Genomic DNA, 24,392 nt, shown 5'->3' on the forward strand with positions numbered 1-24,392 from the left:
GGTTGCGGGCGGGTCGTCGCACATTCTGGCACGAGCCGTATTACCTCGATGTTTCGTACACCGCGGGCGTGCCGCGTTCGCCCGGGAGCACAATGCGCAGCACCGTCCCGCCCCGGTCGGAGGCCTCGACCGCGATGGTGCCGCCGTGGTTCATGACCACCTGCTTGACGATCGCCAGCCCCAAACCCGAACCGGGCATCGAGCGCGAGGTCGTCGCCCGATAGAACCGTTCGAAGACCAGTTCACGCTCGGCGGCGGGAATGCCCGGGCCCGCATCGTCGACGATCAGCTCCATCAGGCCCGAGTCGTTCTCGCGCATGCCGACCCGCACCTGTTCGCCCTCGGGGCTCCACTTGGCCGCATTGTCGAGGACATTGATGATGGCGCGCTCGAGACTGGCCTCGTGCCCGTAGGCCAGCCAGGGCCGCAGTTCGACGCTGAAGTCGATTCCGGCGCGGCGTCTGCGTACGCGTTCCAAGGCGCGGTCCACCGCTTCGCTGATGTCGACCTGTTCGTAGACGGTGTCCGGGGCGTCCTCGCGAGCGAGGTCCACCAGATCGCCCACCAGCGTGGACAATTCCTCGATCTGCGCCATCACATCCGAGCGCAACTCGATCATGTCCTCGTCCGGAATGCTCGGGGCACCCGGACGCGACGAGGCGATCAGCAGTTCCATATTCGTACGCAATGAGGTCAGCGGCGTCTTCAGCTCATGGCCGGCATCGGCCACCAAACGGCTTTGCCGCTCCCGAGATTCGGTGAGCGCACGGAGCATCGTGTTGAAACTCTCAGTGAGCCTGGCGAGTTCATCATCGCCGGTCACCGGGATGGGCGTGAGGTCATCGGTGCGAGCCACCCGCTCGGTCGCCGCGGTCAGCCGGGCAATAGGCCGCAATCCGGTGCGGCCCACCGCAGTTCCGGCAGCGGCGGCGAGCAGGACTCCGCAGCCGCCGACCACGAACAGCAACCACGCCAGTCGATCCAGCACCCGCTGGGTGGGTTGCAGCCGCTGCGAGATCACCAGCGTGGAGCCTGAATGCGTGCGCTCCGCGAGCACCCGCTGATTGCCGACGGTGCGCAGCGAGTAGGCGATATCCCCGTGTGCCACCGCCAGCTCCTGGCTGCCGATCGGCGGTGCGGCATCCTGCCCGATCACATATCCCTCGGACTTGCTGTCCGGATAGATCAGTGCGACACCGATATCGTTCGAGAACAAGCTCCCGAGGGTGAGCGCCTCCAGATAGTTCATGCTGTCGACATTGTTGGCGATCATGACCGAGGCCCGCGTCCGCAATTGCGAATCCACATCCGCGTACAGCGAGCGCGCCACCATCGCATAGGCGGCAATGGAGGTGAAGGCGACCGCGACCGTCACCACCGATGCGGCCAGCAGCATGACCCGCCAGCGCAGCGAGACCGAGCGGGCCGACGGCATCTGCGGGAGCGGATCGGATTCCGGTGCGTTCCCGAGCCCGGCGACCACCGGACGGTGTGGGACGGTTCTACTCACGAGCGCATGCCGCGAGCACCAGAATTGCGCATACCTCCATGCTGCCCACAGCGACTGAGAAGCAACTGAGAGCTGCGGCCGAATCAGCCCTGCGGACTGAGGTTCTGCAACCGAACCTGGCCGCGCGCGACCGTGCGATCCTGCTCGTCGGTAATGACCACGACCCACAATTGCTGCGAGCGACCCCGATGCACCGGCGTGGCCACACCGCGCAGCACGCCCTCGCGCACCGCACGCAGGAAGTCGGTGTTGTTGTTGACCCCGACCACGGTCCCTCGATCGCCGAGCCACACACTGCCCGCGATGCTCGCCAGCGTCTCGATAACCGTGCAGTACACGCCACCGTTCACAATCCCCGCCGGCTGAAACTGCTGCGGGGTGACGACCCACTCCGCGGTCACCTGATCCGGGGTCATCTCGGTGAGCTTCAACCCGAACGTATCGGTGAAGAAGCCCTCACTGAATTTGTTCATCAGCTCGGGCGTCACATCAGCCATGGACTTGAGCGACGAGAAGTCGTCAACACCCGTGGTCACATGCTCATCAGCACTCATACATTGGAGCTTAACCAGCCCCCTATTCGCGGCGACCGGCAGAGCGAGTCCGGGGAATCTCAGGGTGCGGAACGGGACTACTCAGCCGCCGGTAGCCCCTATGAGTTGCTCAGCATCTCGCGCCGCGCATAGGTCTCTTCAGGGTCCACGGTAATGACGTCGAGTTGCTGCACCAGCGCCCTCGGTATCTCCCCACCCTCGAAGTGCTCCGGGGTAGGAACTATGACCGCCTCGGCATCCAACCGGCTGGCTTGCGCCCGCAGTCGCGCCAATGGTGGCCGACCGAACCTCGGGTCATAGATCACCATGTCCGCGAAGTCATACCCGAGACGCGTTGCAAGCCTCCGGATTCGGGTCTGATCCCACATGTGCGCCATCCCCGACACATCACTGCGCAAGTACCCGATACATGTTGGCTTCCAACGCATTACAGCCCCTGTAGGGGAAAGCTCCCATGAAGCTCGAACGACTCGGCGGAGACTCCGTCAACGGACAATCTCCCACCTTGTACCGCAGCGATCGAGATAACTATCTCGTTCAGGGATGGCGAACCGGCCAACCCGACACCATCGAGATTCCACACCGGCTGATCAGGTTTGTACAGCCGGGTACTTGCCTCGGTGCCACCCTGTACGACAGTGGGCACGGCACTTTCACCCTCACCGGAGATTCGGTCACCGATATCGAAGCTCTGGATCAGGTGCGGCCACCAGCCCACGAAACCGTCGTAGAAGTGTCCGTGACCGCAGAACGGAGGCCTGATGCGCCGAATGGGGTTCGATGAACTAGCTGCGGCCCTCGGCAATCATCAACGCGCATTCCACCTGGAGGTGCGGGATGACTACACCGATGTACCCGGGGAAGCCGAAGCGCTACAACGGTTCCTGGCCGGAGAGACGCTCGACCCGGCGTTTACAGCTCAGTGGTACACCCTAGTTGGGAAGGTCACCACCACAGGCACGGCGGTGCAACGTGTCCGCGTAGTCAGCGAACCCCACACCGACTACGTTCGATTCGCGTTGTCCACTACCCCAGGCAGTCTCGCTGCCGGTGAGGACATACGTTGGCTCCCCCGGGCTGATGCACCCTCTGGGCTACCCGATGATGATTGGTGGTTGTTCGATGACCGCACCGTCGCGTGGACTGTCTTCGAGCAGGATGGCACCGCTTTGCCGGGATGGGTTGCGAGCGATGATCCGGCCATCGCCGGCCACTGTGCCCAACTGCGTGATCAGCTTTGGGGTAAGGCTATTCGACACAACGACTACGTGACGTGACAGATGTTCGCAAAGGTCGCCGCGATCTGGGGGCTCGACTCCGTGACCTCCGGTTCGCGGCACACCTAGGCGCCTATCAACTCGCTGAACAAGCCGGGTGGTCAGCGTCGAAGGTTTCCCGAATCGAGAGCGGGGCGCACTCGCTCACCGAAGCAGACTTTATGAAAAGACCTTCGCCAGACTCGCCGAGCAAGCTTCTTACGGCGAGGTAGCGAGAGAACTCGTCCGCAAGATCCTCGACTCCAGAGCCAATTGATCCGCCAACCGAGGAACGGACTGTCGAGGTATCGGATGGAAAGGAGTCCGCCCGGACGATGTATCTACTCACTGCTGACGAACAAGAACAGCTGCTCAGGCGATGTAGGCGCGCTTTTCATCTGGAGGTTCAGGACAGCTACGCGGTTACCGACGAAGCCGAAGCGCTGGCGAAGTTCCTCGAAACCGGCGAGTTCGAATATGACCCCGAGTGGTTGCACTGGGACGACCTCGTTCGTGAGGTCACGGAATCGGGGCAGGCAGTGCAGCGTGTCCGAGTGGTCACCGAACCCCACACCGACTACACGCGATTCCTCTACGCCACAACCGGAAGCAACGTCGACTCCGGCGAGGAAATCCGCTGGCTGCCACGCCATGTGATCGATCCTGACGAGTTGACCGCAGATGATTGGTGGCTGTTCGACGACAACACCGTGGCATTCACGGCATTCCGGCCAGACGAAACCCTGGGAGGGTTTGCCGTCACCAAAGACCCGAGAATCAGTGGGTACTGCCGCCGTGTCCGTGATCGCGTGTGGAGCTTGGCGACACCGCACGCGGAGTACCGAATCAAGAAGTGAGCGGTGACGGCTGGGCTCACGATCACCCAGTTGCGCATGCGTGCTCGGAATACGAAGCGGCGGGCTCCCCTTGGTAGGGGAACCCGCCGCGGCAATGGACCGGGGGTTCGCGGCAGCCCTCCGGAACACTCACTCGGTCCCAACGCCGGTTCCGAGTGTAGGTCAGGCTTACCTAACAAAGCAAGTCCTCTGCGGCGGCGCCTGTGAAACAGCCGGGGTCACCATGAAGGTGGGGCTCATTTCTCGCATGCGATGCCGTCCCCATCGCGATCGAGCCCCGGCCGATAGCCAGGGTCACCTCTGCGCAGAGGGGCGACGCCGGCTCGCCTCGCCTCCGCGCAACTGCTGTAGTACGCCGAGGGCGTATCCGTTGTCGGCACGACTGCCGGTGGTGGCGCGGGCGGGAGCGGAACCTCTGGCACGGTGGTGATTTCGGGCTGCCGGAGCGCTGGAGCGAATGTCGTGAGGAGAGTTTCTGTGGTAGCTGTAGTGCTGTTCGGCGTCGCCGTGGTGGACAGCGGGCTCATGACATGAACCGCAGTAGTTACCGCTGCGACAATGCTCGTCCGCGTCGCGGACGAAGGTTCTGTCGCCGATCCGCAGGCTGAAATCTGTACCACGCCCGCAGCGATGGCTGCGGCGACCAAAATGCCTTGTCGTAGCGCTGACACGAGTAATCCTTCGTCGATTGAACTCGACCTACCACGAGCAAACACACTGCTATTGGAAGGTTCGTGGACCATGAACGATCCGCGCTGTCGACGCGGGCGTATAGGGCTCAGCAAACGATCGGCACAATCGGTCACACGAGAGGCACGGAGCTACTCGGCGAGGGCCTCGTTCCAGTCCAGGATGCGGTAGCTCTTGACGACGCCGTGCAGGACGAAGGGGTCGTTCGCTACGAATTGTTCGGCGGCCTCGCGGGTTGTGAAGATGGCCATGGAGCCGTTTTGCTGGGGGTCGGCGAAGGTTCCGATCATGAGGAGGTCGCCGCGGTCGATGTAGGGCTGGTATTGGGCCACGTGCGCGGCGAAATGCTGAGGGGCCTTGTCGGCGAGATCGTCTGCGGATTCGTAGAACACGACGGCTTTCATGGGTTGACTTCCTCTCGGCGCACCGGGACCGCGATAGCTTCCAGACACTACTGCGCAGCCGCGCTCCAGCGACTACCAGCGCAGCATCGGTGCGGGATGGAGTGGGTGGCGTGCTGTGTGACGGATGATGCCGGTGAGCACGATTCGGTGGAAGTGTTCGTAGGGTAGTTCGGCTACGACGGAATGCACTGTAGTGCGGGGGATTTGGTTTCGGAGCAGGCCGCGACTGGCGTCTACGAGGTCGGCGATGCGGAAGGTTTCGACGAGGCGGTCTTCCTGTACCGGGCGAATGCGGTGGTGGTCCATGACCATTCGGTGCACGAGGTCGGGGTCGGGGATAGCGAACTTGTCGATGAACTCGTCTGCCAGGGCTGCCGAGGGCTCGAGGTAGTCCATTGTTTTCGCTGTCCAGACACCCAGGTCGTGGATCGCCCAGGCGAGGGCGGCCGAGTCGGGGAGCGAGTCGCCGCCGAGTAGTCGCAGTTGGTAGTTGAACCCGCGCAGCACGTGGTTGCGGTAGGCGTCGTATTCATCGCCCAGTTGCGGGCGGTAGCGGTCCAGGACGGCGTCGACAATCGGGTGGCTGGTGATGATCGGACTACGAGCGGCAGGCGAACCCATACCCGCACAGTACCGACGATCAGGGACCTAACCGGGCATGTTCTTCGCTCGGCCGTCCGCGACGGCGAATCCGGGGTAGTGACGGGCGGCTTCCCGGGCGGAATCGAGAAGTTCGGGCGGACCGGAAAGCGTCCAGATGACGGTGCGGTTGTTCGGGACGTAGTCGGCGAATCGTTTCCAGATATCGGATTCGGTTTCGGCGGTGAGGATTTCACGGACTACGGGCGAGGTGTCGATCGGAATTGCCGTGGCGGGTTCGGCCGGACGGAATTCGAGGAATCCGCGTGGGCCGTATTCGGTCTTTCGGGCCGGGTAGGGGTTTCCGGCATACGCCACCGCCGGGTTGCCGGTGAGCTGTAGTCGGCGATGTACGTGGCCCAGGGCCCAGTAGTCGTAGCCGGTCAGCGTGGCGAGCGTTGTCGGCGCACAAGGACGACGGCTGCTACCGCCGGTCAGGCTGGTGTGCAGCAGCCCGATATTGGTCCAGCCTTCGGCAGGTTCCGGGTAATCGGCGGCAAGGTCGCGCAGTTCGTCGGGGTCACCGATGGATTGGCCGTGCACCGCGATGCCGATGTCCGGCCAGCGGTGCGTGGCCGACGCCTCGATCGGAGCCACCCAGCAGCTGGGCGGTGGTCGAAGTTGTTCGGGCAGTGGGGATTCGGCATCGTGATTGCCCCAGATGAGGGCTACCGGGATGCCCGCATCGTGTAGATCGGCCAACGCCGCATTAGCCGCGTTCAAGGCGCGCGGAGTCGCCTCGTGGCGGTCGAAGAGGTCGCCCGCGATGAGCACGCCTTCGTAGCGGCCATCGAGTATGTGACGAAGCAGGGCGTCGAAGGCGTCGTAGGCGATCTGCACCGGGTCGATCGGCGGGCAGCCCGGATACTCGGGCACCGCACGCAATCGCGCACCCAGGTGCAGATCGGCCAGGTGCGCGAGACGGATCATCGGGATCGGTTCTCACTCATACGGTTTCGCCACCACTCCAGGAGGACCAGCACCACCGTGGAACCGAGGACGCCAATCACGGTCATGGCCATGGCCTCGGCGCGGTGACCCTGATCGAACTGGCCGAGAATCCACGGCGACAGCAACTGCAGCGAAGCGGGCCGCACCATGGAGGAGGCGACAACCTCGCGCACCCCGAGCAGAAATGCCAGCAGCCAGCCCGCCACGATGCCGGGCATGAGCAGCGGAACCGTAATGCGCCACAGGGTCTGCCACGCGGTGGCGCCGGACGCGGCTGCCGCCTCGAGGAACTTGTCGTCGACCGCCGCGTAGGCCACCTTCACGTTCTGCAGCACCACCGGCAGGGTGATGACGACATAGGCGAGCACCGCCATGGCGCGAGTGTTGTACGGCGTGAACGGCAGCCAGGGCGCATTCCACAGGAAGATGAACCCGATCACCAGCACGATGGTCGGCACGGTGTCGGGGGCGATGCCGAGCAGATCGATGCCACGCCGCGCTGTGGTCCGAGCTCGCGTTTCGGCGCCCCGCCGCCGGGCGATCACCATGGCGCACGCCACCGCCAGCACCGTCGCCACCGTGGCGGCGATGAGCGCCAGCGTGATGCTGTTCTGCAGCGCATCCAGCCCGCGACCCGGTCGCAGCACCCGCGCGAAATAGTCGAAGGTGAGATTGTCCATCGACGGCGGCTTGGACCGCAGCACGGTCATCGCACCGAGAATGATCGAAATGTACGGCACCAGCACCGATATCAGCAGCACCAGCCCGATCCAGACCCAGCCGGGCACCGTCCACCAGCCGGTATCGACCCGGGTCCGGCGCGCCACCCGGCCGCCGAACGGCACTTCCCGCCGGCTCATCCACTGCTGCAGACCCCAGACCGTCATGCCCATGGTGAGCAATACGGTCGAAAACGCCGCGGCCCGAGGGAAATTCAGCGGGTCGATGGTGACATTGCCGTAGATCTCCGACACCAGGACCGGGAACCCGATCCGGTTGCCGAGCGTGACGGGAGTACCGAATTCCCCTGCGGCCCGGATGAATACGATCAGCGCGCCGAGCGCGTAGGTAGGGCTCAGCAGCGGCGCGAGCACCAGCCGGAACCGCTGCCCGGCCGAGGCCCCGGCGACCGCGGCCATCTCGTCGAGCGAGGCCGGCACCGCATCGAGGCGATTACGCAGCAGCAGATACAGGAACGTGAAGATCTCGCACGACATGATCGCGGCCATGCCGACCGGCGACTCCACCACCGACCGCACCAGAGCGCCACCGGACGTTCCGAGCCACCGCTCCCCCAGCCCATTGATGCGCGTGAAATCCAGCCACGCCATGGCCGCCACATACGGCGGCGTCAGGAACGGCACCATGACCGCGATATCGATCCAACGATGCCGCCGCAGCCGAGTCCACGACATGAGAAACGCCAGCGGCGCCGCCATGGCGGTCGAGATGACGACCACCAGCACGCCCAGCAGCACCGTATTGCCGACGATCCGCAGGTTCGCCGGTTGCAGCAGCTGCCCGAGCGCCGACGGGTCGCCGTTGTACCCGGTGACGGCCCGGATCAGCATGGCGATCAGCGGCGCCGCCACCGCCACGAGCAGCAACGCCAGCAGAGCGTAAACCCCTGCGCCGAAACGGAATCGAGACTTCGTTCCGGCGGAGCCGAGATCGGTTCCGCCGGAGTCGATATCGGTGCTCACAATCAGCCGAGGTACCGCTTGGTGAATTCCGCGAGCGCGTCCTTACCACTGGCCTTGGCCTGATCCCAGGTGAAGTTCAGCTGCTTGACGTCGGCGTAGGAGCGGGTACCGGCGGCGGCGGGCACATCGGTGCGCGCGGGAATCATCTTGCGGGCCGCGGAGATCGCCTGCCCCTGCGGGGAGAACATGAAGTCCACCAACGCTTTAGCGGCGGCCGGGTTCTTCGAATCCTTGACGATGAACACCGGTCGCGGCGTGATGGTGGTCCCGGAGGCCGGGGAAACCACCTGCAGCGGTTCGCCCTTGTCGATGGCCGCGTAGGCGGAGTAGTCCACACCGCCGAACACCACCGCATGCGAGCCCGCGGTGACATCGTCGAGCGCCGGGCCGTTGGCGCCGTGCACCACCATGCCGTTGGCGAAGAGCTTGTCGAACAGCTCCCAGGTCTTGTCCTTGCCCCAGGCGATGGTCATGGCGGTGACCAGGTCTGCGGCGGTACCGGATTCGCGCGGATCCGGCATGATCACCTTGCCCTTGTATTCGGGCGCGGTGAGATCGGACCAGTCCTTCGGCGTGCCAGGAGCGGCCTTGGTGTTCACGACGATGGTCAGCGCCGAACCGTCGCGGCCGGTGAACGCATTACCCTTATCGGCCCAGCCGGGCTGGATCTTGTCCGCGTCCTGCGGGCTGTAGACGAGCGCCCTACCGTCGGCGGCGTACTTCGCGACCGGCGTCCAGGAGGCCAGGTACACCACATCGGCCTGCGGGTTCTGCCATTCCGCATCGAGTTTCGCGGTGATCTTGCCGGTTTCGCCGCCGAAGGTCTTCACCTTCACCCCGGACGCCTTGGTGAACGCGGCCACCAGATCGTCGGTGAGCTCCTGCGGATTGGCCGAGTACAGCGTCAGATCCCCGGACAGCCCGGCCGGAGCGGTCCACGTCGCCGCGGGCTTGACAGCCGGAGCGGAGTCGTCGGCCGAACCACACCCGGCGACCACGAGGGCCGAGGCGAGGACGGCCGCGGCAAAGGCGCGGCGAGACAGAGACATCGGAATGATTCCTTTCGAAAAGCGGTACAGCGAAAGCTCAGGAGGCCGGGACGATGACATCGGCGGCGTCCAGCGTCAGGCGCACCTCGGTGCCCGGTGCGTGCGCGCTGGGGTGCGGGACGATCCAGGGCCGCTCGACTCCGGCGACCTCACAGTGCAGGTGGTAGTTGCCGCCGGTGAACACGGCCGAGCGAACGGTCGCGGGCACCGTGAGGGCCTCCGCGGGAGTGCCATTGCGATGCGCGAGAACACCATTCGCCGACCCGGTCCCGTTGCCGTCCGCGAGCACTCGCACGCGCTCGGCGCGCACGCCTCCCCCGCTCGGCAGCGGATTGAAGGTGCCGACGAATCCGGCCACGAACGTATCGGCGGGCCCGTGGTAGAGCTCCTCGGGCCGGCCGACCTGCAGAATACGACCGGCCCGCATCACCACGATGCGATCGGACATACTCATCGCCTCGGCCTGATCGTGGGTGACGAATACCGTCGTCGCCCCCAACTCCGTGGTCAGCGAACGGATTTCGGCGCGCAGCTGCTCGCGCAGCGCGGCATCGAGCGCGGAGAGCGGCTCATCGAGCAGCAGCAGCGCGGGCCGCGCCACCAGGGCGCGCGCGATGGCCACCCGCTGCTGCTGACCACCCGAAAGCTGGTGCGGCATCTTGCCCGCCGCACCGGCGAGATCGACCCGCGCCAGCGCATCGGCGACCCGCGTCTCGATCTCGGTCCGCGCGACGCCCGAAACCCGCAAGGGGAAACCGACATTGGCGGCGGCCGTCAGATGCGGCCACAGCGCCAGATCCTGGAACACCATGCCCAGCCGCCGCGCCTGCGGGGGAACGAACACCCCCGACGCGGTATCGCACACCGTCTGGTCACCGAATCGGATCCGCCCCCGCTGCGGCTCGTCCAGCCCGGCCAGCAGCCGCAGCAGGGTGGACTTACCGCAGCCGGACGGGCCGAGGACGGACAGGAATTCACCGGGCTCGATCACCAGATCGGTCGGCTGCAGCCCCGTCCCGTCACCGTAGGTGCGGGACAGTCCCTCCACCACAACCCGAGCTCCGATATGGTCCGCTTCCGACATAGGCGGTGACGGTAAGCAGTGATTCTGTCTCGATGGGGCGGGTCTAGTGAATTGTGAGTGACTTCTACGGTCACCGGCCGGTTATCGGACGAAGCACGTCCGGCGCACCGGCAGACCGCGATCCTCCAGCGCCGCCAGCATGGCCTGGCCGCGTTGTGCGCCCTCCGACGAGGACGTGCCCGCCAGCGCCGGGACATAGGTCGCCGCACCGACAATCGACTCCGCAACCAGCGACCAGAAGCGCCGCACACCCAGCCCGGCGCAGCGCGCCATCGCCTCCTGCACCAGCGCCAGCCCCGGCTCGCAGCGATGCGCGAGCCATATGTACAGCGCCTGTTCACACGGCAGCGCGACCACACCCGGCTGGCCGATCAGGCGATCGCCGTCCACCACGCGAATAGTGGTGTCCACCAGGCCCGCCCAGTCGATTCCGCCGTCGTTGTCGGTGTGGATCCACAGATTCTCCAGGCCCGGATCCCAGGCCCGGCCCTCGGAGACCAGCATGGCCATCACGCGGCCGACCACCGCGTGGATGAGCGCGGTGGCCACCACCTCGGCGGCGATCTCGGCATGGGCCATCTCGGCGACGTGCCGGCGGTACATCAGTTCGATGCGACCCTCGCGAATTCCATCGGCCAATCGCCACCAGCGCCGTTTGCCCTGTTCAGCCATGACGGCGACGGCATAGACGCGCGGGTGCTCCGGTTGCAGACCGCGCAGGCGGGCGCTGGCCCGGCCGAAGGCGATCCGGGAATCGCGAGGCGTGCACACGGTTACGGGTTCGAGCATCGAACCTCCTCATTCATCGAAAATCAGGCCAGTGGGTACGCAACGAGGTAAAAGGTAGGTTAGGCTTACCAAGCTAACGAGAGCAATCAACACAACAGGAGTGGTTCGTCACCGTGCCCGCCGTAGCCACCACCAGACGGCGACGTCTGACCGGACTGGTCCTACTCGCCGTGCTACTGGTGTGCGCCGTGATCGCGAGCATCGCTCTGGGATCGCGTGCACTGCCACTCGGTGCTGTATTCGACGCACTCACCTGTCCGGCGGGGTTACCGCTGTCATGCCCCGCCGACGGAACTGCCGGACAGATCGTGCGCGAATTGCGGTTACCACGAACCGGACTCGCGCTCATCACCGGTCTGGCACTGGGGATGGCGGGGGCTCTCATTCAGGGCTATACCCGAAATCCGTTGGCTGACGCGGGATTACTCGGAATCAATGCCGGCGCAGCTTTTCTGGCCGTACTGAGCATCCACCTCTTCGCGCTCACCGCCCCGGCCCAGTTCATTTGGTTCGCCTTCGCGGGCGCTTTGATCGCAGGCGCGGTCGTGTTCGGCGTGTCCGCCCTCGGCGGCGGCAAGGCCAGCCCGCTGAGCCTGGTGCTGGCCGGCGCGGCCGTGACGGCCTTTCTGCAAGCCATGACGAATGTCGTCGTGCTGCTCGATCAAACAGCGCTCAACAGCTACCGGTACTGGGTGGTCGGCGATGTCGCCGGGCACGATGCGTCGGTGTTCCGGCAGGTCCTCCCGTTCCTTGTTATCGGTGCGGCACTGGCGCTCATCGCCGCTCCGGGCCTGAATCTGCTCGGACTCGGCGACGATGTGGCACGCGGGCTCGGGGTGAACCTCGGGCGCAGCCGGGCACTCGGCCTGGCCTCGGTCGTCCTGCTCGCGGGCGGGGCCACGGCCGCCGTCGGGCCGATCGCGTTCCTCGGCCTGATCGTTCCGCACCTGGCCCGCAGCATTACCGGACCGGATTACCGCTGGCTGGTCCCCTATTCGGGATTACTCGGAGCGATCGTCCTGCTGCTGGCCGACACCACCGGCCGATTGATCGCCCGCCCCGGCGAACTGCAGGCCGGTTTCACCCTGGCCGCGCTCGGCGCCCCGTTCTTCATTCTGCTGGTACGCCGCCGAAAGCTGGTGAGCCTGTGACTGTTCCGACGCCCCCTACGGTTGCGCCCGACCCGCCCGCCCGCACCGTGCGCGCGGTACGACCGGCAGTGCGCATGCACGGCTTCTCGACGGTGCTCCGCATCAGTGCGCTGCTCATCATCGCGGTGCTGATCGCCGTACTGCTGGCCCTGTTCGCACTCGACATCGCCACCGGCGATTTCCAGATTCCGCTGGGCCGGGTACTGGATGTTCTCACCGGCAGTGGTTCGCGCGCCCAGCGATTCGTCATCATGGATTCGCGACTCCCCCGGGCACTCACCGCGGTCGTCGTCGGCGCCGCGCTCGGGCTGGCCGGTGCGATCACCCAGTCGATTCTGCACAATCCACTGGCCAGCCCGGACATTCTCGGAATCACCACGGGCGCCAGTTGCGGCGCCGTCGCGGTCATGGTCGGCACCGGCGGCAGCGCGACCGGAGTGGCTGCGGCACTGGGCGTTCCAGCCGCCGCGCTGGCGGGCGGGCTGCTGACGGCCATCGTCATCTACCTGCTGGCTTGGGGACGCACCACCACCGGGGACAGCGGAGTGATGGGATTTCGCCTGGTACTCATCGGGATCGGCGTGAATGCCGCACTGCTGTCGGTGGTGAGCTGGCAGCTCACCCGTGCCACGCTCAGCGATGCGGCGCACGCACAGCTGTGGCTCACCGGGTCGCTGGACCGTTCGGATTGGTCCACCCTGGTACCCGCCGCCATCGGTCTTGCCCTCACGCTTGCAGTCGCCGCGGTATCGTCCAGGACGCTCGCCGCGCTGCGGTTCGGCACCGATACCACCCGGATCCTGGGTGTGAGAATCCAGACGCAGCAGGCGATTCTGCTTGCCGCGGCCGTCATCGCCGCCGCCCTGGCCACCGCCGCGGCCGGACCGCTCGGCTTCGTCGGCCTGGCCGCGCCGCAGATCGCGCGCCGCCTGCTGCGCACTCCGGGGGAACCGATCATCGCCTCCACCCTTGTCGGCGCGATCGCCGTGGTGGGCGCGGATCTGATCTCCCGCACCATATTTCCCATCGACGTGCCGGTCGGTGTGATCACCGCGGGCATCGGCGGCCCGTTCCTGCTCTACCTGCTAGTGCGCACCAATCGGAAGGCGACGCTGTGACAACGGAAAGCAAGACCGTGACACACGCTGCGGATCACCAGGTTTCGACCCCCGGGCACCGGCTGGAAGCGTCCGGCATCACCCTCGGATACGGCGACCGCGTCATTGTCGACGGACTGTCGCTGGATATCGCACCGGGTGTGATCACCACCGTCATCGGCCCCAACGGTTGCGGCAAGTCCACCCTGCTGCGCTCGCTGGGGCGACTGCTGAAACCGCGCGAGGGCCGGATCCTGTTGGACGGCAAGGCCATTTCGTCCATGAAGACCCGCGATATCGCGCGCATCGTCGGCATGCTGCCGCAGACCCCGATCGCCCCCGAGGGCCTCACCGTCGCCGATCTTGTTGCGCGCGGCCGTCATCCGCACCAGTCCTGGTTGCGGCAGTGGTCGGCCGATGACGAATCGGAGGTGATCCGCGCGCTGGAGCAGACCGGTATCGCCGATCTGGCGGATCGCACGCTGGACGAGCTCTCCGGCGGGCAGCGGCAGCGCGCCTGGATTTCCATGGCACTCGCGCAGGGCACCGACATTCTGCTGCTGGACGAGCCGACCACCTATCTGGATCTGGCGCATTCGCTCGAGGTGCTGGATCTGGTCGACCGCCTGCACGCCGATTTCGGCCGCACCGTCGTGATGGTGCTGCACGATCTGAATCTGGCGATCCGCTACAGCGATGGGCTCATCGTCATGTGCGCGGGCCGCATCGTCGCGCAGGGCAGGCCCGGCGACATCATCTCCGCCGAATTGTTGCAGCAGGTGTTCGGTCTGCGCGCCGAAGTGCTCGAGGATCCGGTTTCCGGCCGGCCGATGATTGTGCCGATCGGCACAAGGCATGTGCACGGCGCCGACGGCCAGGATGCCGTTTCCCCGGCCCAGCTATGACCAATACCACACAGCTACCGACCGGTTACGACGACTTGTAGTACGCATTCGTGTCGTTGTCTCCGTAAACTTGTGGGATGGCAGGTCTTGGTGAACTCGAGAAAGCGGTCATGGACCAGTTGTGGTCGGCCGATGAACCCCAAACGGTGCGGCAGGTGCACGAGGCCCTCGCTCAGCGCCGCGAGCTCGCGTACACCACGGTGATGACCGTTCTGCAGCGTCTCGCGAAGAAGAATCTCGTCCTCCAGCAGCGTGATGATCGCGCGCACCGGTACGCCCCGGTGCATACGCGCGACGAACTCGTCGCCAGTCTGATGTTCGACGCACTGCAGCAGGCGGATGAAGTCGGGAGCCGTCGGGCGGCGCTCGTGCACTTCGTGGAACAGGTCGGAGCCGACGAGGCTGCCGCGCTGCGCGATGCACTCGCTAAGCTCGAAGCCACCGAGGCGGCACGCAAGGAGCCGAAAGACTCCTTGTAGCTTCAGCCTCGGCCCAGGCCCCACAACGCAGTGAGCTGAGGAATGGACGTAACAGCGCCGGTTTTCGCCGGTCTCGCCTTGTTGCTGGCGGGACCGGTTCCAGCGCTGCTCAGCCGAGCGACCTGGCCCTATCGCAGTCCGCGTGCGGCGCTGGTGCTCTGGCAGGCCATCGCCCTGGCCGCGGTATTGAGCGCCTTCGGCTCCGGACTCGCCATCGCCAGCCGACTGCTGGTGCCCGGAGCCCACGGCCGGCCCACCACCACCCCGAGCAAGGAGATCGCCGCGCTCGGCCTGCCGCTGTGGCTGGCCCTGGTCACGGTCTTCGCGCTCACCCTGCTCGTCGGCGCGCGCCTCATTTTCTCGGTGGTGCGCGTCGGAATCCACACCCGTCGCCGGCGGGCCCGCCACCGCATGCTGGTCGATCTGCTCGATCAGAGCGGGGTGGCGCGCAATTCCGCCGATATCCGGGTGCTCGCCGCCACCGAACCGATCGCCTACTGCCTGCCCGGCATTCGGCGCCGCGTCGTGCTCAGTCAGGGCACGGTGACCAATCTTTCCCATGAGGAGTTGACCGCAATCGTCAGCCATGAGCGTTCGCATCTGCGAGCCCGCCACGACCTGGTGCTGGAGGCGTTCACCGCCGCACATGAGGCGTTCCCGCGGGTGGTGCGCTCCAAATCCGCACTGGATTCGGTGAAATTGCTGATCGAATTGCTGGCCGACGACTCCGCCGTGAAGGTCACCGGGCCGACCCCGCTGGCGCGTGCGCTGGTCGCCTGTTCCAATTCGCCTGCGCCGCAGGGCGCGATGGCGGTGGGCGGGCCGACCACGCTGATCCGCATTCAGCGGCTGGCCGGGCCGATGGGCGATATGCGCATTGCCGCGGTGGCCTATCTGGCCGCCGCCGCCATCCTCGTGGTGCCCACGATGGCCGTGGCTATTCCGTGGTTGCAGGAGCTCACCCGGTTGCTGAACCGTGCCTGAGCCGCGCAGCACCACTCCCGATTCGGTGGTCGCGGCCCCGCGGTTCGCCTCCTCTGCCGCTGGCGCCCGGCGCTTTGCCGATCTCGGATTGCCGCCGCTGCTGGTGCAGGCGTTGCGGCGCAACGGCATCGACACCCCGTTCCCCATCCAGGCTGCCGTTATTCCGGACATTCTGGCTGGTCACGACGTATTGGGCCGGGCCGCAACCGGTTCCGGCAAGACCCTCGCCTTCGGTCTGCCCATGCTGGTACGGCTCTCGGGTGCGCCCACCGCACCGCGGCGGCCGCGCGGGCTGATCCTGGTGCCCACCCGAGAGTTGGCCCTGCAGATCGAGACCGCGCTCGATGAGCCGTCGCTGTCGCTCGGGCTGCGGCTCGCCTCGGCCGTGGGTGGTCTGGCGATCAAGACGCAGGACGAGAAGCTGGGTCGCGGCGTCGATCTGCTCATCGCCACGCCCGGGCGTCTGACCGATCTGATCGGCCGTCGCGCCGTGAATCTTTCGGATGTGCAGATCGTCACCGTCGACGAGGCCGACCATATGGCGGACCTCGGCTTCCTGCCGCAACTGACAGCGGTGCTCAATCGGGTTCCCGGCGAAGCGCAGAAGCTGCTGTTCTCGGCGACGCTGGACGAGGCCATCGATGCCCTGGTGCAGCGCTACCTGCGCTCCCCCGTCAGTCATGCGGTGGTCGCTCAGCCCAATACGCCCGCACCCTCGAATTCCGCTGTCGCGGAGACCGATACCGACCTTCCCGATATCGCGCACTACGCGCTGCATGTGCGGCGGATCGAAAAGCGGCCGGTGGTCACGGAAATCGCCGCCCGCAAGGGCCGGACCCTCTTGTTCGTGCGCACCCAGCACGGTGCGGACAAGCTCGCCCGCAAACTGCGCGAGGTCGGCATCGCGGCCGCCGCACTGCACGGCGGCCAGGGCCAGAACCAGCGCACCCGCACCCTCGCGGCCTTCGCGGACGGCACCTGGCCGGTGCTGGTCGCCACCGATATCGCCGCCCGCGGCATCCACGTGGACGATGTCTCACTGGTCGTGCACGTCGATCCCCCGGCCGATCCGAAGGACTACCTGCACCGCACCGGCCGTACCGCGCGCGCCGGCGCCTCCGGCACGGTGGTCACCATCGTCAGTCCGGACGACCGGCAGGAAGCGGCCGATCTGGCCCGCCGCGCAGGCGTTTCCGTCACCGATGTTGAAGTCCGCCCCGCGGACCGCCGCCTCGCCGAGATCACCGGTGCCCGCCGCCCCTCCGGCCACGCACTCGCAGATCCGGCCACCATCGCGGCGACCGCCAAAGCCGCTGCGGCCGCGACCGATTCACCTCCCGAACGCCCCCGCCACCGCATTGATCCCCGCACCGGTGGTCGTCAGCACTCCAAGAAGCGCAAGACCAATACCACTCGCAAGGGCCGCTGACCGCCGAACCCCGCACTGTCGCATCGAATTACCACCCGGAGCAGCTCTGAGCCCGGCGGCCCTTCGCGCTGCCGGTGCATTCACCGACGGGTAAAGTCCGCCGCGTGAAGTTCATGATGGGGTGTGCACTGGCCGTCGCGTGCACAAGTGTGGGATTGCCTGTGGCGCAAGCGGATACCGCGCCGTCGCCCTCGTGCGTCGACTCGGAAAATGGCTACAAGGCCGAGTGGCAGGCCAGTTGGGCGGTGTATCAAGCCGAAGAGGGTAAGCCCGATGCGCGCTCCTCGGTGGTGGTCGATCTGCCGATCACGATCAGCGCCCCACTGCCGAAGGTGTGGTCGGTGTATTCGAATCTGCACAACGACCTCGGCCGCCACCCGTTCCTGAAGGATGAGATCGTTCATCGCACGTGCGATGACGGCGATGCGCAGGTACTGGATTTCACAGCGCTGGAAGACATCCCGATGGGGCCGATCACATTCCCCGGCCACACCCAGGCCGAGCAGCGCATCCACGCCGCCGAGCACTACTACACCTCCGACAGCTGGGACATCCCGAATATCACCACCCACCAGCTGATCACCTTCACCGACAACGGCGACGGCACCACCACGGTCAACGAGCACATCACCTTCCTCGCCGACCCCGCCCTGATCCAGTTCACCGCCGACAACGGCGCATCCTCACACCGCGCCTACCAGACCGCCCTCAAGCGCGACATCGAAAACGGCTCACTCTGAGCCGATTACCCGACGCGCCCGGCACCGGGCGAATCGCCATCAACACACCTGAATTCAACGCCGACACGCCAATTGCCAGCTGCCGCCGATCCATTGGAGCAAACAGCTGGCAATCCGGTCGGCACAATGCCGCCCACTTGGTTTGCGCCACTGGCTATTCCCCAGAGGGAATCGCACCCCCTGGTCGGATCCCGCACAGTCGTCCTCGTGAATAACGAGCAGACTCTGCACTACACCCGCATCGACAGCATCGTCGAGGGCGGCTCCCACTTCGTCGAGGCCGAAATCGCGCTGGCCGAAAAGACTCTCGCGGCAGGTGTGCCCGCCATGTCGGTAGGCGGGATGCCGTCGGCCGCTGGCGTGTCCTTCCTCCGCAGCGCGGGGTTCGACAGCGCGCCGCACCCGGCGCCCGCACGGCAATGGGTGGTGCTGCTGCGCGGGGTACTTGCGGTGACCACCTCGAACGGTGAGGAGCGCAGATTCGGGCCGGGCGATCTGTTGTTCGTCACCGATACCGAGGGCATAGGTCACACCACCGTGGCGGTCGGCGCCGCCGTTCGAGGCGCTGTTCATTCCGGCCGGCGCCTGATCCGCGGCGGCAAGGAGCCCACGCTCCGACTGTTCCCGAGCGGGCCGACTACACTGGGTCGCTGCATGCGTGACATCAGGTAAACGCACGAAGGGTGTCCACCTCATCGGATAACCTTCGGGTGATTCGTGCCATATACCTGCCACCGAAGCATGGATAACACGAAAACCCCACGTCAAAACCATGAGGCGGCTACGAACGTGCAGTTTCTTCCCGGGCAGAACCCGCCCTACGACCTGACTTACGACGATGTCTTCCTCGTCCCGAATCGGACGGATGTGGCGTCGCGGTTCGATGTCGACCTGTCCAGCAGTGACGGGACCGGGACCACCATCCCGCTCGTGGTCGCGAATATGACCGCTGTCGCCGGCCGCCGCATGGCCGAGACGGTGGCGCGCCGCGGCGGCATCGTGGTGCTGCCGCAGGATCTTCCGATCCAGGCCGCCGCCGACACCATCGCCTTCGTGAAGAGCCGGTCGCTGACCGCGGACACTCCGGTCACGCTCGATCCGGAGCAGTCGGTCTCCGATGCGCTCGCGCTGATCCACAAGCGTGCGCACGGCGCGGTCGTGATCGTCGAGAACGGCAAGCCCGTCGGCGTGGTCACCGAGGCCGCATGCAGCGATGTGGACCGTTTCGCTCGCCTGAGCACCGTCGCCGACACCAATTTTGTGAGCGCGCCCGCCGATGCCTCCCCGCGTGAGGTCTTCGGCCTGCTCGAGGGCAGCCGCTCCGGTCTTGCCGTGCTGGTGAACGCCGACGGCACCCTCGCGGGCGTCATGACCCGCACCGGCACCATTCGCGCGGGCATCTACCAGCCCGCCGTCGATGCCCAGGGCCAGCTGCGCATCGCGGCCGCGGTCGGCATCAACGGCGATATCCCGTCCAAGGCCAAGGCTCTTGTCGATGCCGGCGCGGATGTGCTGGTCATGGATACCGCGCACGGCCACCAGCAGAAGATGCTGGAGGCGCTGCGCTCGGTGGCCGCACTGGATCTGGGTGTGCCGCTGGTCGCGGGCAATGTGGTCTCGGCCGCGGGAACCCGCGATCTGATCGAGGCCGGCGCGGACATCATCAAGGTCGGTGTGGGCCCCGGCGCCATGTGCACCACCCGCATGATGACCGGCGTGGGCCGCCCGCAGTTCTCCGCAGTGGCCGAATGTGCCGCTGCCGCCGCGGAATTCGGCAAGCACGTCTGGGCCGACGGTGGCGTCCGGCACCCGCGCGATGTGGCGCTGGCGCTCGCGGCCGGCGCCTCGAACGTCATGATCGGCTCCTGGTTCGCGGGCACCTACGAGTCGCCCGGCGATATGCGCATCGACCGGGACGGCAACCGCTACAAGGAGAGCTTCGGCATGGCCTCCAAGCGTGCCGTCGCCGCCCGCACCGCCGCCGACTCCGCCTTCGACCGGGCCCGCAAGGCGCTGTTCGAGGAGGGCATCTCCTCCTCGCGCATGCGCCTGGACCCGGAGCGCCCGGGTGTCGAGGACCTGCTCGACTACATCACCTCCGGCGTACGCAGCTCCTGCACCTACGCGGGTGCGCGCAGCATCGGTGAGTTCCACGACAAAGCCGTGCTGGGCGTGCAGTCCGCCGCCGGTTTCGCCGAGGGCCGCCCGCTGCCGTCGGGCTGGTAAGCGCTCATCGACCGGTAGATCTCCGCAGCCGAACCCGGCGGGAACCCTCGTGGAACCCGCCGGGTTCGGCTGTGTCCGGCGCGGTCGCGCGGAAACCCGCGCGACCAGCCGGTAGCATTATCGACGCCGGACCGTGACGACCCGTTTCACGGCCCACCCCATGCGAAAGGAACCAGTTGTCACCCGCGTCCGAGGGCGCCACTCAGGAGGGCTCCTCTACCGAGCCGGGTGACAAACCCGGCGCCATCGTTGCCCCAGCCCCAGTGATCTCACCCCAAGATCTTCAGACGGCCGGGTGGTGCTGACCGTGTCGGCCCTGCTCACCGTTCTCAGTCTGCTCGGTTTTGTCGCATTGACCGCAGGCACGGCACTCTTCGTCGCCGCGGAATTCTCGCTCACCGCCCTGGAACGCAGCACCGTGGAGGCGCACGCCCGCGAGGGCGACCGCCGGGCCCGGCAGGTGCGGCAGGCGCACCGCACGCTCTCGTTCCAACTTTCCGGGGCGCAGCTGGGCATCACCATCACCACGCTGATCACCGGTTATATCGCCGAACCGGTGCTGGCGCGGCTGCTCGAGCCCATCTTCAACGCGTTCGGCGTGGATATCGGTACCTCGCACGGCATTTCGCTGGCGCTGGCCCTGATCATCGCGACCTCGTTCTCGATGATCTACGGCGAGCTGGTGCCGAAGAACATAGCCATCGCCTCACCGCTGGCCACCGCGCGCTGGACCGCCGGACCCATGATGTGGTTCTCGACGGCCTTCCGCTGGATGATCAATTTCCTGAACGGCACCGCCAACTGGGCGGTCCGGCGGCTCGGTGTCGAACCGGCCGAGGAGCTGCGTTCGGCCCGGTCACCGCAGGAATTGGGTTCGCTGGTGCGCACGTCCGCGCTGCACGGTGTGCTCGATCAGCGCACCGCGCAGGTGGTGGATCGCTCACTGCAGTTCGGTGAGCGCAGCGCGGAGGAGCTCATGACGCCGCGGGTGAAGATCGAATCCCTCGATCAGGACGACACCATCGCCGACCTCATCGAAACCGCCAGCCGCACCGGCTTTTCGCGTTTCCCGGTCATCGACGGCGATCTCGACAACACCCTCGGCGTGGTGCACGTCAAACAGGCGTTCATGCATCTGGCCAAGGATCGGCGCGTCATCAAGCTCAAAGATATCGCCCAGCCGGTGCCGATAGTCCCCGCCAGCCTGGACGGCGACGAGGTGCTCGAGCGGGTGCGCGCCGACGGTATGCAGGTGGCGCTCGTGGTCGACGAATACGGCGGTACCGCGGGCATTGTCACCATGGAGGACATCATCGAGGAGATTCTCGGCGACGTCCGCGATGAGCACGATGAGGAAGAACTCGATGTGCGCCGCACCGGCAACGACTGGAACTGCTCGGGACTGCTGCGTATCGACGAGGTCTCCCGCACCACCGGATACGACGCGCCCGAGGGCGAATACGAAACGCTCGGCGGCCTGGTGCTGACCCGCCTCGGCCGCATCCCCGTCACCGGGGACGAAGTGCTGCTGCCGCAACCCGGCAATCAGCACACCATGGAAACGCCGACCAGCGGCGGCTGGATCGCCAAGATCGAACGTATGGACGGCCGGCGCATCGACCGGGTGCTACTGCGCCCCGTCGACGCCGAGGGCCTGGCGGAGTGGGAGCGCAACCATGGGTGATATCACCGCGGTCCTGCTCACCCTGGTGCTGCTGCTGGGCAATGCGTTCTTCGTCGGCGCGGAGTTCGCCCTGATCTCCGCCCGCCGCGATCGCCTGGAAGCCCTTGCGGCACAGGGCAAGCGCAGTGCCAATACGGTCATCGAGGCGGGGCAGAACCTGTCGATGATGCTGGCGGCGGCGCAGCTGGGCATCACCATCTGCTCGATCCTGCTGGGCCGGGTCGGTGAGCCCGCCGTGGCGCATCTACTGCAGGGCCCGTTCGATCTGGTCGGGGTGCCCGATCAACTGCTGCATCCGATTTCGTTCGCGCTGGCGCTGACCATCGTGGTCATCCTGCACATCCTGCTCGGTGAGATGATCCCGAAGAATATCGCGCTGGCCGGACCGGAACGCTGTGCGTTGCTGCTGGTTCCGATCCATCTGGCGTGGTTGCGCTTGGCCAGGCCGCTCATCGCGATCTACAACCTGGCGGCGAACCTGTCGCTGCGGGCGCTGCGCATCGAGCCCAAAGATGAACTGGATTCCACTGTTTCGTCGGTGGAGCTCGCCGAGATGTTCGGCGAATCCCGGTCCGAGGGCCTGCTGGACGAGGAGGAGCACCGCCGCCTCACCCAGGCGCTGGGCTCCAGCGACAGCATTGTCGCCGATGTGATGGTGGCATTGGCGAAGACCCGCTCGGTGCCGCTGCGCGGTGACGGCACCACCCTCGGCGATATCGAGAACGCGGTCGCCGAAACGGGTTTCTCACGGTATCCGGTGCGGGCCGGGGACGGTTCCCTGGTCGGCTATCTGCACGTCAAGGATGTGCTGGACCTGGTGGCCGATGATGATGCGGGGCCGTCCACGCCCATTCCCCGCACCGATATCCGCCCACTGCCCACGGTCAGCACCGGCGCCACCCTCTTCGAGGCCCTGGCCCGCTTGCGCCGCACCAACTCCCATCTGGGGCGGGTGGTTGACAGTCGCGGCAATACCGTCGGCATTGTCGCCCTGGAGGATCTGGTGGAGGAGTTCGTCGGCACCGTGCGCGACGGCACCCACCGGGTCGCGGAGTGATCTGACCGTGCTTGCCGATCTCCCAGTGCTCGCGCCCGCCGACTGGCGGGCGCGAGCCGCCGCACACCGGGAACGGGTCGACGTGCTCGTGGGCCCGTATCTCCAGCAGCGGGCCGTCGGGGCGAAACATCCGGTCATCGACTTCCTGTTCACCTATTACGGCAATAAGCCCGCACAGCTCAGACGCTGGCATCCCGGCTTCGGGGTGGCGCTGGCCGACGGTGCCGACTATTCGGAAGCCCGTGGCTACCACCGGGTTCCAGGCGATTCCCCCGATACCCTCGCATGGACGGCAGACCCGGCCTTCCTCCAGAAGCGCCGCGACACCATCGAATTTGTCGCCCGCCTGCTCTCGGCCACGGCGACCCGCCCCGCTCAACTGTCCTGCTTCGGCCTGCACGAGTGGGCCATGGTCTACCGCACCGACGACGTCCGCCACCAGCAGGTCCCCCTCCGCCTCGGCCACGCGGGCACCGACGCCGTCGTCGAATCAATGCAATTGCGCTGCACCCACTTCGACGCCTTCCGCTTCTTCACCCCCGAAGCGATCCCCCTCAATATCGAGCCCCTGACCCGTGAAACCCAGGAGCACCGCGAACAACCCGGCTGCCTGCACGCCAATATGGACCTCTACAAATGGGGCTTCAAACTCACCCCCCTCATCGCCTCCGATCTGCTCTTCGACTGCTTCGAACTGGCCTGCGCCGCCCGCGAACTCGATATGAAGGCCAGCCCCTACAACCTCTCCGACTACGGATACGAACCCATCCGTATCGAAACCCCTTCGGGCCGTGCCGAATACGTCCGCCGCCAGGTCGAGATCGCCGCCCGCGGCGAAACCCTTCGACAGCGATTGCTGACCGCCTGCCAGGCGTTGATAGACGTGGCGTAACTCACCGCGCGGTGGCACCCTGGTCCGTGGGAGGAATTTCACTACAGGGGAGATGTCATGACACTGCGCTTTCGCGCCGCCGCGCCCGCACCCGTTTCCAATGCCGGGCTCGGCATATTGCAGAACCTGCCTGGCACCTGGATGTGGTCCGGATTCAGCCGGACATCCAGGTCGCCACGCTGTTGAAGCAGTAGACCCGGGCAAACGAGGCGGCGTGCGGGCAGCCGTAGCTGCCCGCACCCGCGCAGCCCGCCGGAAGCAG

At 66.3% G+C, this 24,392-nt stretch carries 27 protein-coding genes; 16 read left to right on the forward strand and 11 right to left on the reverse strand.

What is annotated here, in order from left to right:
* Positions 1 to 40 precede the first annotated feature (40 nt).
* The 3 genes from ABZX86_RS10360 to ABZX86_RS10370 all read right to left on the reverse strand — a co-directional run bounded on the left by ABZX86_RS10360 (position 41) and on the right by ABZX86_RS10370 (position 2,372).
* On the reverse strand, positions 41 to 1,435 hold the full coding sequence (locus ABZX86_RS10360) for a HAMP domain-containing sensor histidine kinase (RefSeq protein ID WP_355122603.1): 1,395 nt from the start codon (positions 1,433 to 1,435) through the stop codon (positions 41 to 43).
* A gap of 158 nt (positions 1,436 to 1,593) precedes the next feature.
* A complete protein-coding gene (locus ABZX86_RS10365) occupies positions 1,594 to 1,983 on the reverse strand; it encodes a PaaI family thioesterase (protein WP_355122605.1) in 390 nt (129 codons plus the stop codon).
* Between the two features lie 179 nt (positions 1,984 to 2,162).
* Positions 2,163 to 2,372 (reverse strand): hypothetical protein, encoded by a 210-nt coding sequence (locus ABZX86_RS10370; protein ID WP_355122081.1) that lies wholly within the window; start codon positions 2,370 to 2,372, stop codon positions 2,163 to 2,165.
* Between the two features lie 146 nt (positions 2,373 to 2,518).
* On the opposite strand from ABZX86_RS10370, the gene ABZX86_RS10375 reads away from it, so the two are divergent.
* The 4 genes from ABZX86_RS10375 to ABZX86_RS10390 all read left to right on the forward strand — a co-directional run bounded on the left by ABZX86_RS10375 (position 2,519) and on the right by ABZX86_RS10390 (position 4,177).
* Positions 2,519 to 2,848, forward strand: coding sequence for a hypothetical protein (locus ABZX86_RS10375; RefSeq protein ID WP_355122083.1), 330 nt, complete (start codon positions 2,519 to 2,521; stop codon positions 2,846 to 2,848).
* The gene (locus tag ABZX86_RS10380) at positions 2,835 to 3,341 is read left to right on the forward strand and encodes a DUF6879 family protein (RefSeq protein ID WP_355122085.1); all 507 of its coding nucleotides are present in this window, start codon (positions 2,835 to 2,837) and stop codon (positions 3,339 to 3,341) included. The genes ABZX86_RS10375 and ABZX86_RS10380 overlap by 14 nt, the downstream gene beginning before the upstream one ends.
* Positions 3,338 to 3,553 carry a helix-turn-helix transcriptional regulator gene (locus ABZX86_RS10385; protein WP_355122087.1) on the forward strand — a complete coding sequence of 72 codons (216 nt, stop codon included), beginning with the start codon at positions 3,338 to 3,340 and terminating at the stop codon, positions 3,551 to 3,553. The genes ABZX86_RS10380 and ABZX86_RS10385 overlap by 4 nt, the downstream gene beginning before the upstream one ends.
* Positions 3,554 to 3,655: 102 nt before the next feature.
* Entirely contained in the window at positions 3,656 to 4,177 is a 522-nt protein-coding gene (locus ABZX86_RS10390) for a DUF6879 family protein (RefSeq protein WP_355122089.1), read from the forward strand.
* Between the two features lie 236 nt (positions 4,178 to 4,413).
* Here the strand turns inward: ABZX86_RS10390 and ABZX86_RS10395 are convergent, their stop codons facing one another.
* The 8 genes from ABZX86_RS10395 to ABZX86_RS10430 all read right to left on the reverse strand — a co-directional run bounded on the left by ABZX86_RS10395 (position 4,414) and on the right by ABZX86_RS10430 (position 11,486).
* Positions 4,414 to 4,920, reverse strand: coding sequence for an excalibur calcium-binding domain-containing protein (locus ABZX86_RS10395; RefSeq protein ID WP_355122091.1), 507 nt, complete (start codon positions 4,918 to 4,920; stop codon positions 4,414 to 4,416).
* Positions 4,921 to 4,998: 78 nt separating this feature from the next.
* Entirely contained in the window at positions 4,999 to 5,271 is a 273-nt protein-coding gene (locus ABZX86_RS10400) for a YciI family protein (RefSeq protein ID WP_355122093.1), read from the reverse strand.
* Positions 5,272 to 5,343: 72 nt separating this feature from the next.
* A complete protein-coding gene (locus tag ABZX86_RS10405) occupies positions 5,344 to 5,892 on the reverse strand; it encodes a hypothetical protein (RefSeq protein WP_355122095.1) in 549 nt (182 codons plus the stop codon).
* A gap of 27 nt (positions 5,893 to 5,919) precedes the next feature.
* A complete protein-coding gene (locus tag ABZX86_RS10410; protein ID WP_355122097.1) occupies positions 5,920 to 6,840 on the reverse strand; it encodes a DNA repair exonuclease in 921 nt (306 codons plus the stop codon).
* Positions 6,837 to 8,564, reverse strand: a complete 1,728-nt coding sequence (locus tag ABZX86_RS10415) for an iron ABC transporter permease (RefSeq protein ID WP_355122099.1) — start codon at positions 8,562 to 8,564, stop codon at positions 6,837 to 6,839. Before ABZX86_RS10415 ends, ABZX86_RS10410 begins: the two co-directional genes overlap by 4 nt.
* A gap of 2 nt (positions 8,565 to 8,566) precedes the next feature.
* Positions 8,567 to 9,613 (reverse strand): extracellular solute-binding protein, encoded by a 1,047-nt coding sequence (locus ABZX86_RS10420; RefSeq protein ID WP_355122101.1) that lies wholly within the window; start codon positions 9,611 to 9,613, stop codon positions 8,567 to 8,569.
* A 37-nt stretch (positions 9,614 to 9,650) separates the two neighbouring features.
* On the reverse strand, positions 9,651 to 10,697 hold the full coding sequence (locus ABZX86_RS10425) for an ABC transporter ATP-binding protein (RefSeq protein WP_355122103.1): 1,047 nt from the start codon (positions 10,695 to 10,697) through the stop codon (positions 9,651 to 9,653).
* Between the two features lie 81 nt (positions 10,698 to 10,778).
* A complete protein-coding gene (locus tag ABZX86_RS10430; RefSeq protein ID WP_355122105.1) occupies positions 10,779 to 11,486 on the reverse strand; it encodes a hypothetical protein in 708 nt (235 codons plus the stop codon).
* Between the two features lie 113 nt (positions 11,487 to 11,599).
* On the opposite strand from ABZX86_RS10430, the gene ABZX86_RS10435 reads away from it, so the two are divergent.
* The 12 genes from ABZX86_RS10435 (at position 11,600) to ABZX86_RS10490 (ending at position 24,130) form a co-directional block, all read left to right on the forward strand.
* Positions 11,600 to 12,637 carry an iron ABC transporter permease gene (locus ABZX86_RS10435; protein WP_355122107.1) on the forward strand — a complete coding sequence of 346 codons (1,038 nt, stop codon included), beginning with the start codon at positions 11,600 to 11,602 and terminating at the stop codon, positions 12,635 to 12,637.
* Between the two features lie 74 nt (positions 12,638 to 12,711).
* Positions 12,712 to 13,755: an iron chelate uptake ABC transporter family permease subunit gene (locus ABZX86_RS10440; RefSeq protein ID WP_355122607.1), complete on the forward strand. Its 1,044-nt coding sequence runs from the start codon at positions 12,712 to 12,714 to the stop codon at positions 13,753 to 13,755.
* Positions 13,756 to 13,817: 62 nt separating this feature from the next.
* Complete coding sequence (locus ABZX86_RS10445; RefSeq protein ID WP_355122609.1) at positions 13,818 to 14,639, forward strand: ABC transporter ATP-binding protein; 822 nt, start codon at positions 13,818 to 13,820, stop codon at positions 14,637 to 14,639.
* Positions 14,640 to 14,716: 77 nt separating this feature from the next.
* On the forward strand, positions 14,717 to 15,118 hold the full coding sequence (locus ABZX86_RS10450) for a BlaI/MecI/CopY family transcriptional regulator (RefSeq protein WP_327139996.1): 402 nt from the start codon (positions 14,717 to 14,719) through the stop codon (positions 15,116 to 15,118).
* A 42-nt stretch (positions 15,119 to 15,160) separates the two neighbouring features.
* A complete protein-coding gene (locus tag ABZX86_RS10455; protein ID WP_327139997.1) occupies positions 15,161 to 16,102 on the forward strand; it encodes a M48 family metalloprotease in 942 nt (313 codons plus the stop codon).
* Positions 16,103 to 16,127: 25 nt separating this feature from the next.
* A complete protein-coding gene (locus ABZX86_RS10460; RefSeq protein WP_355122611.1) occupies positions 16,128 to 17,531 on the forward strand; it encodes a DEAD/DEAH box helicase in 1,404 nt (467 codons plus the stop codon).
* A 104-nt stretch (positions 17,532 to 17,635) separates the two neighbouring features.
* Complete coding sequence (locus tag ABZX86_RS10465) at positions 17,636 to 18,271, forward strand: hypothetical protein (RefSeq protein WP_355122109.1); 636 nt, start codon at positions 17,636 to 17,638, stop codon at positions 18,269 to 18,271.
* Positions 18,272 to 18,478: 207 nt separating this feature from the next.
* Positions 18,479 to 18,943, forward strand: a complete 465-nt coding sequence (locus ABZX86_RS10470) for a hypothetical protein (protein ID WP_355122111.1) — start codon at positions 18,479 to 18,481, stop codon at positions 18,941 to 18,943.
* A 117-nt stretch (positions 18,944 to 19,060) separates the two neighbouring features.
* Positions 19,061 to 20,497, forward strand: coding sequence for a GuaB1 family IMP dehydrogenase-related protein (locus ABZX86_RS10475; protein ID WP_355122113.1), 1,437 nt, complete (start codon positions 19,061 to 19,063; stop codon positions 20,495 to 20,497).
* A gap of 307 nt (positions 20,498 to 20,804) precedes the next feature.
* The gene (locus ABZX86_RS10480; RefSeq protein WP_355122613.1) at positions 20,805 to 22,181 is read left to right on the forward strand and encodes a hemolysin family protein; all 1,377 of its coding nucleotides are present in this window, start codon (positions 20,805 to 20,807) and stop codon (positions 22,179 to 22,181) included.
* Positions 22,174 to 23,238 carry a hemolysin family protein gene (locus tag ABZX86_RS10485; protein ID WP_355122115.1) on the forward strand — a complete coding sequence of 355 codons (1,065 nt, stop codon included), beginning with the start codon at positions 22,174 to 22,176 and terminating at the stop codon, positions 23,236 to 23,238. Before ABZX86_RS10480 ends, ABZX86_RS10485 begins: the two co-directional genes overlap by 8 nt.
* Positions 23,239 to 23,245: 7 nt before the next feature.
* On the forward strand, positions 23,246 to 24,130 hold the full coding sequence (locus tag ABZX86_RS10490; protein WP_355122117.1) for a 3-methyladenine DNA glycosylase: 885 nt from the start codon (positions 23,246 to 23,248) through the stop codon (positions 24,128 to 24,130).
* The last annotated feature ends 262 nt before the right edge of the window (positions 24,131 to 24,392 follow it).

It is taken from the genome of Nocardia sp. NPDC006630 (genome assembly GCF_040611495.1).
Taxonomy (GTDB): Bacteria; Actinomycetota; Actinomycetes; order Mycobacteriales; family Mycobacteriaceae; genus Nocardia.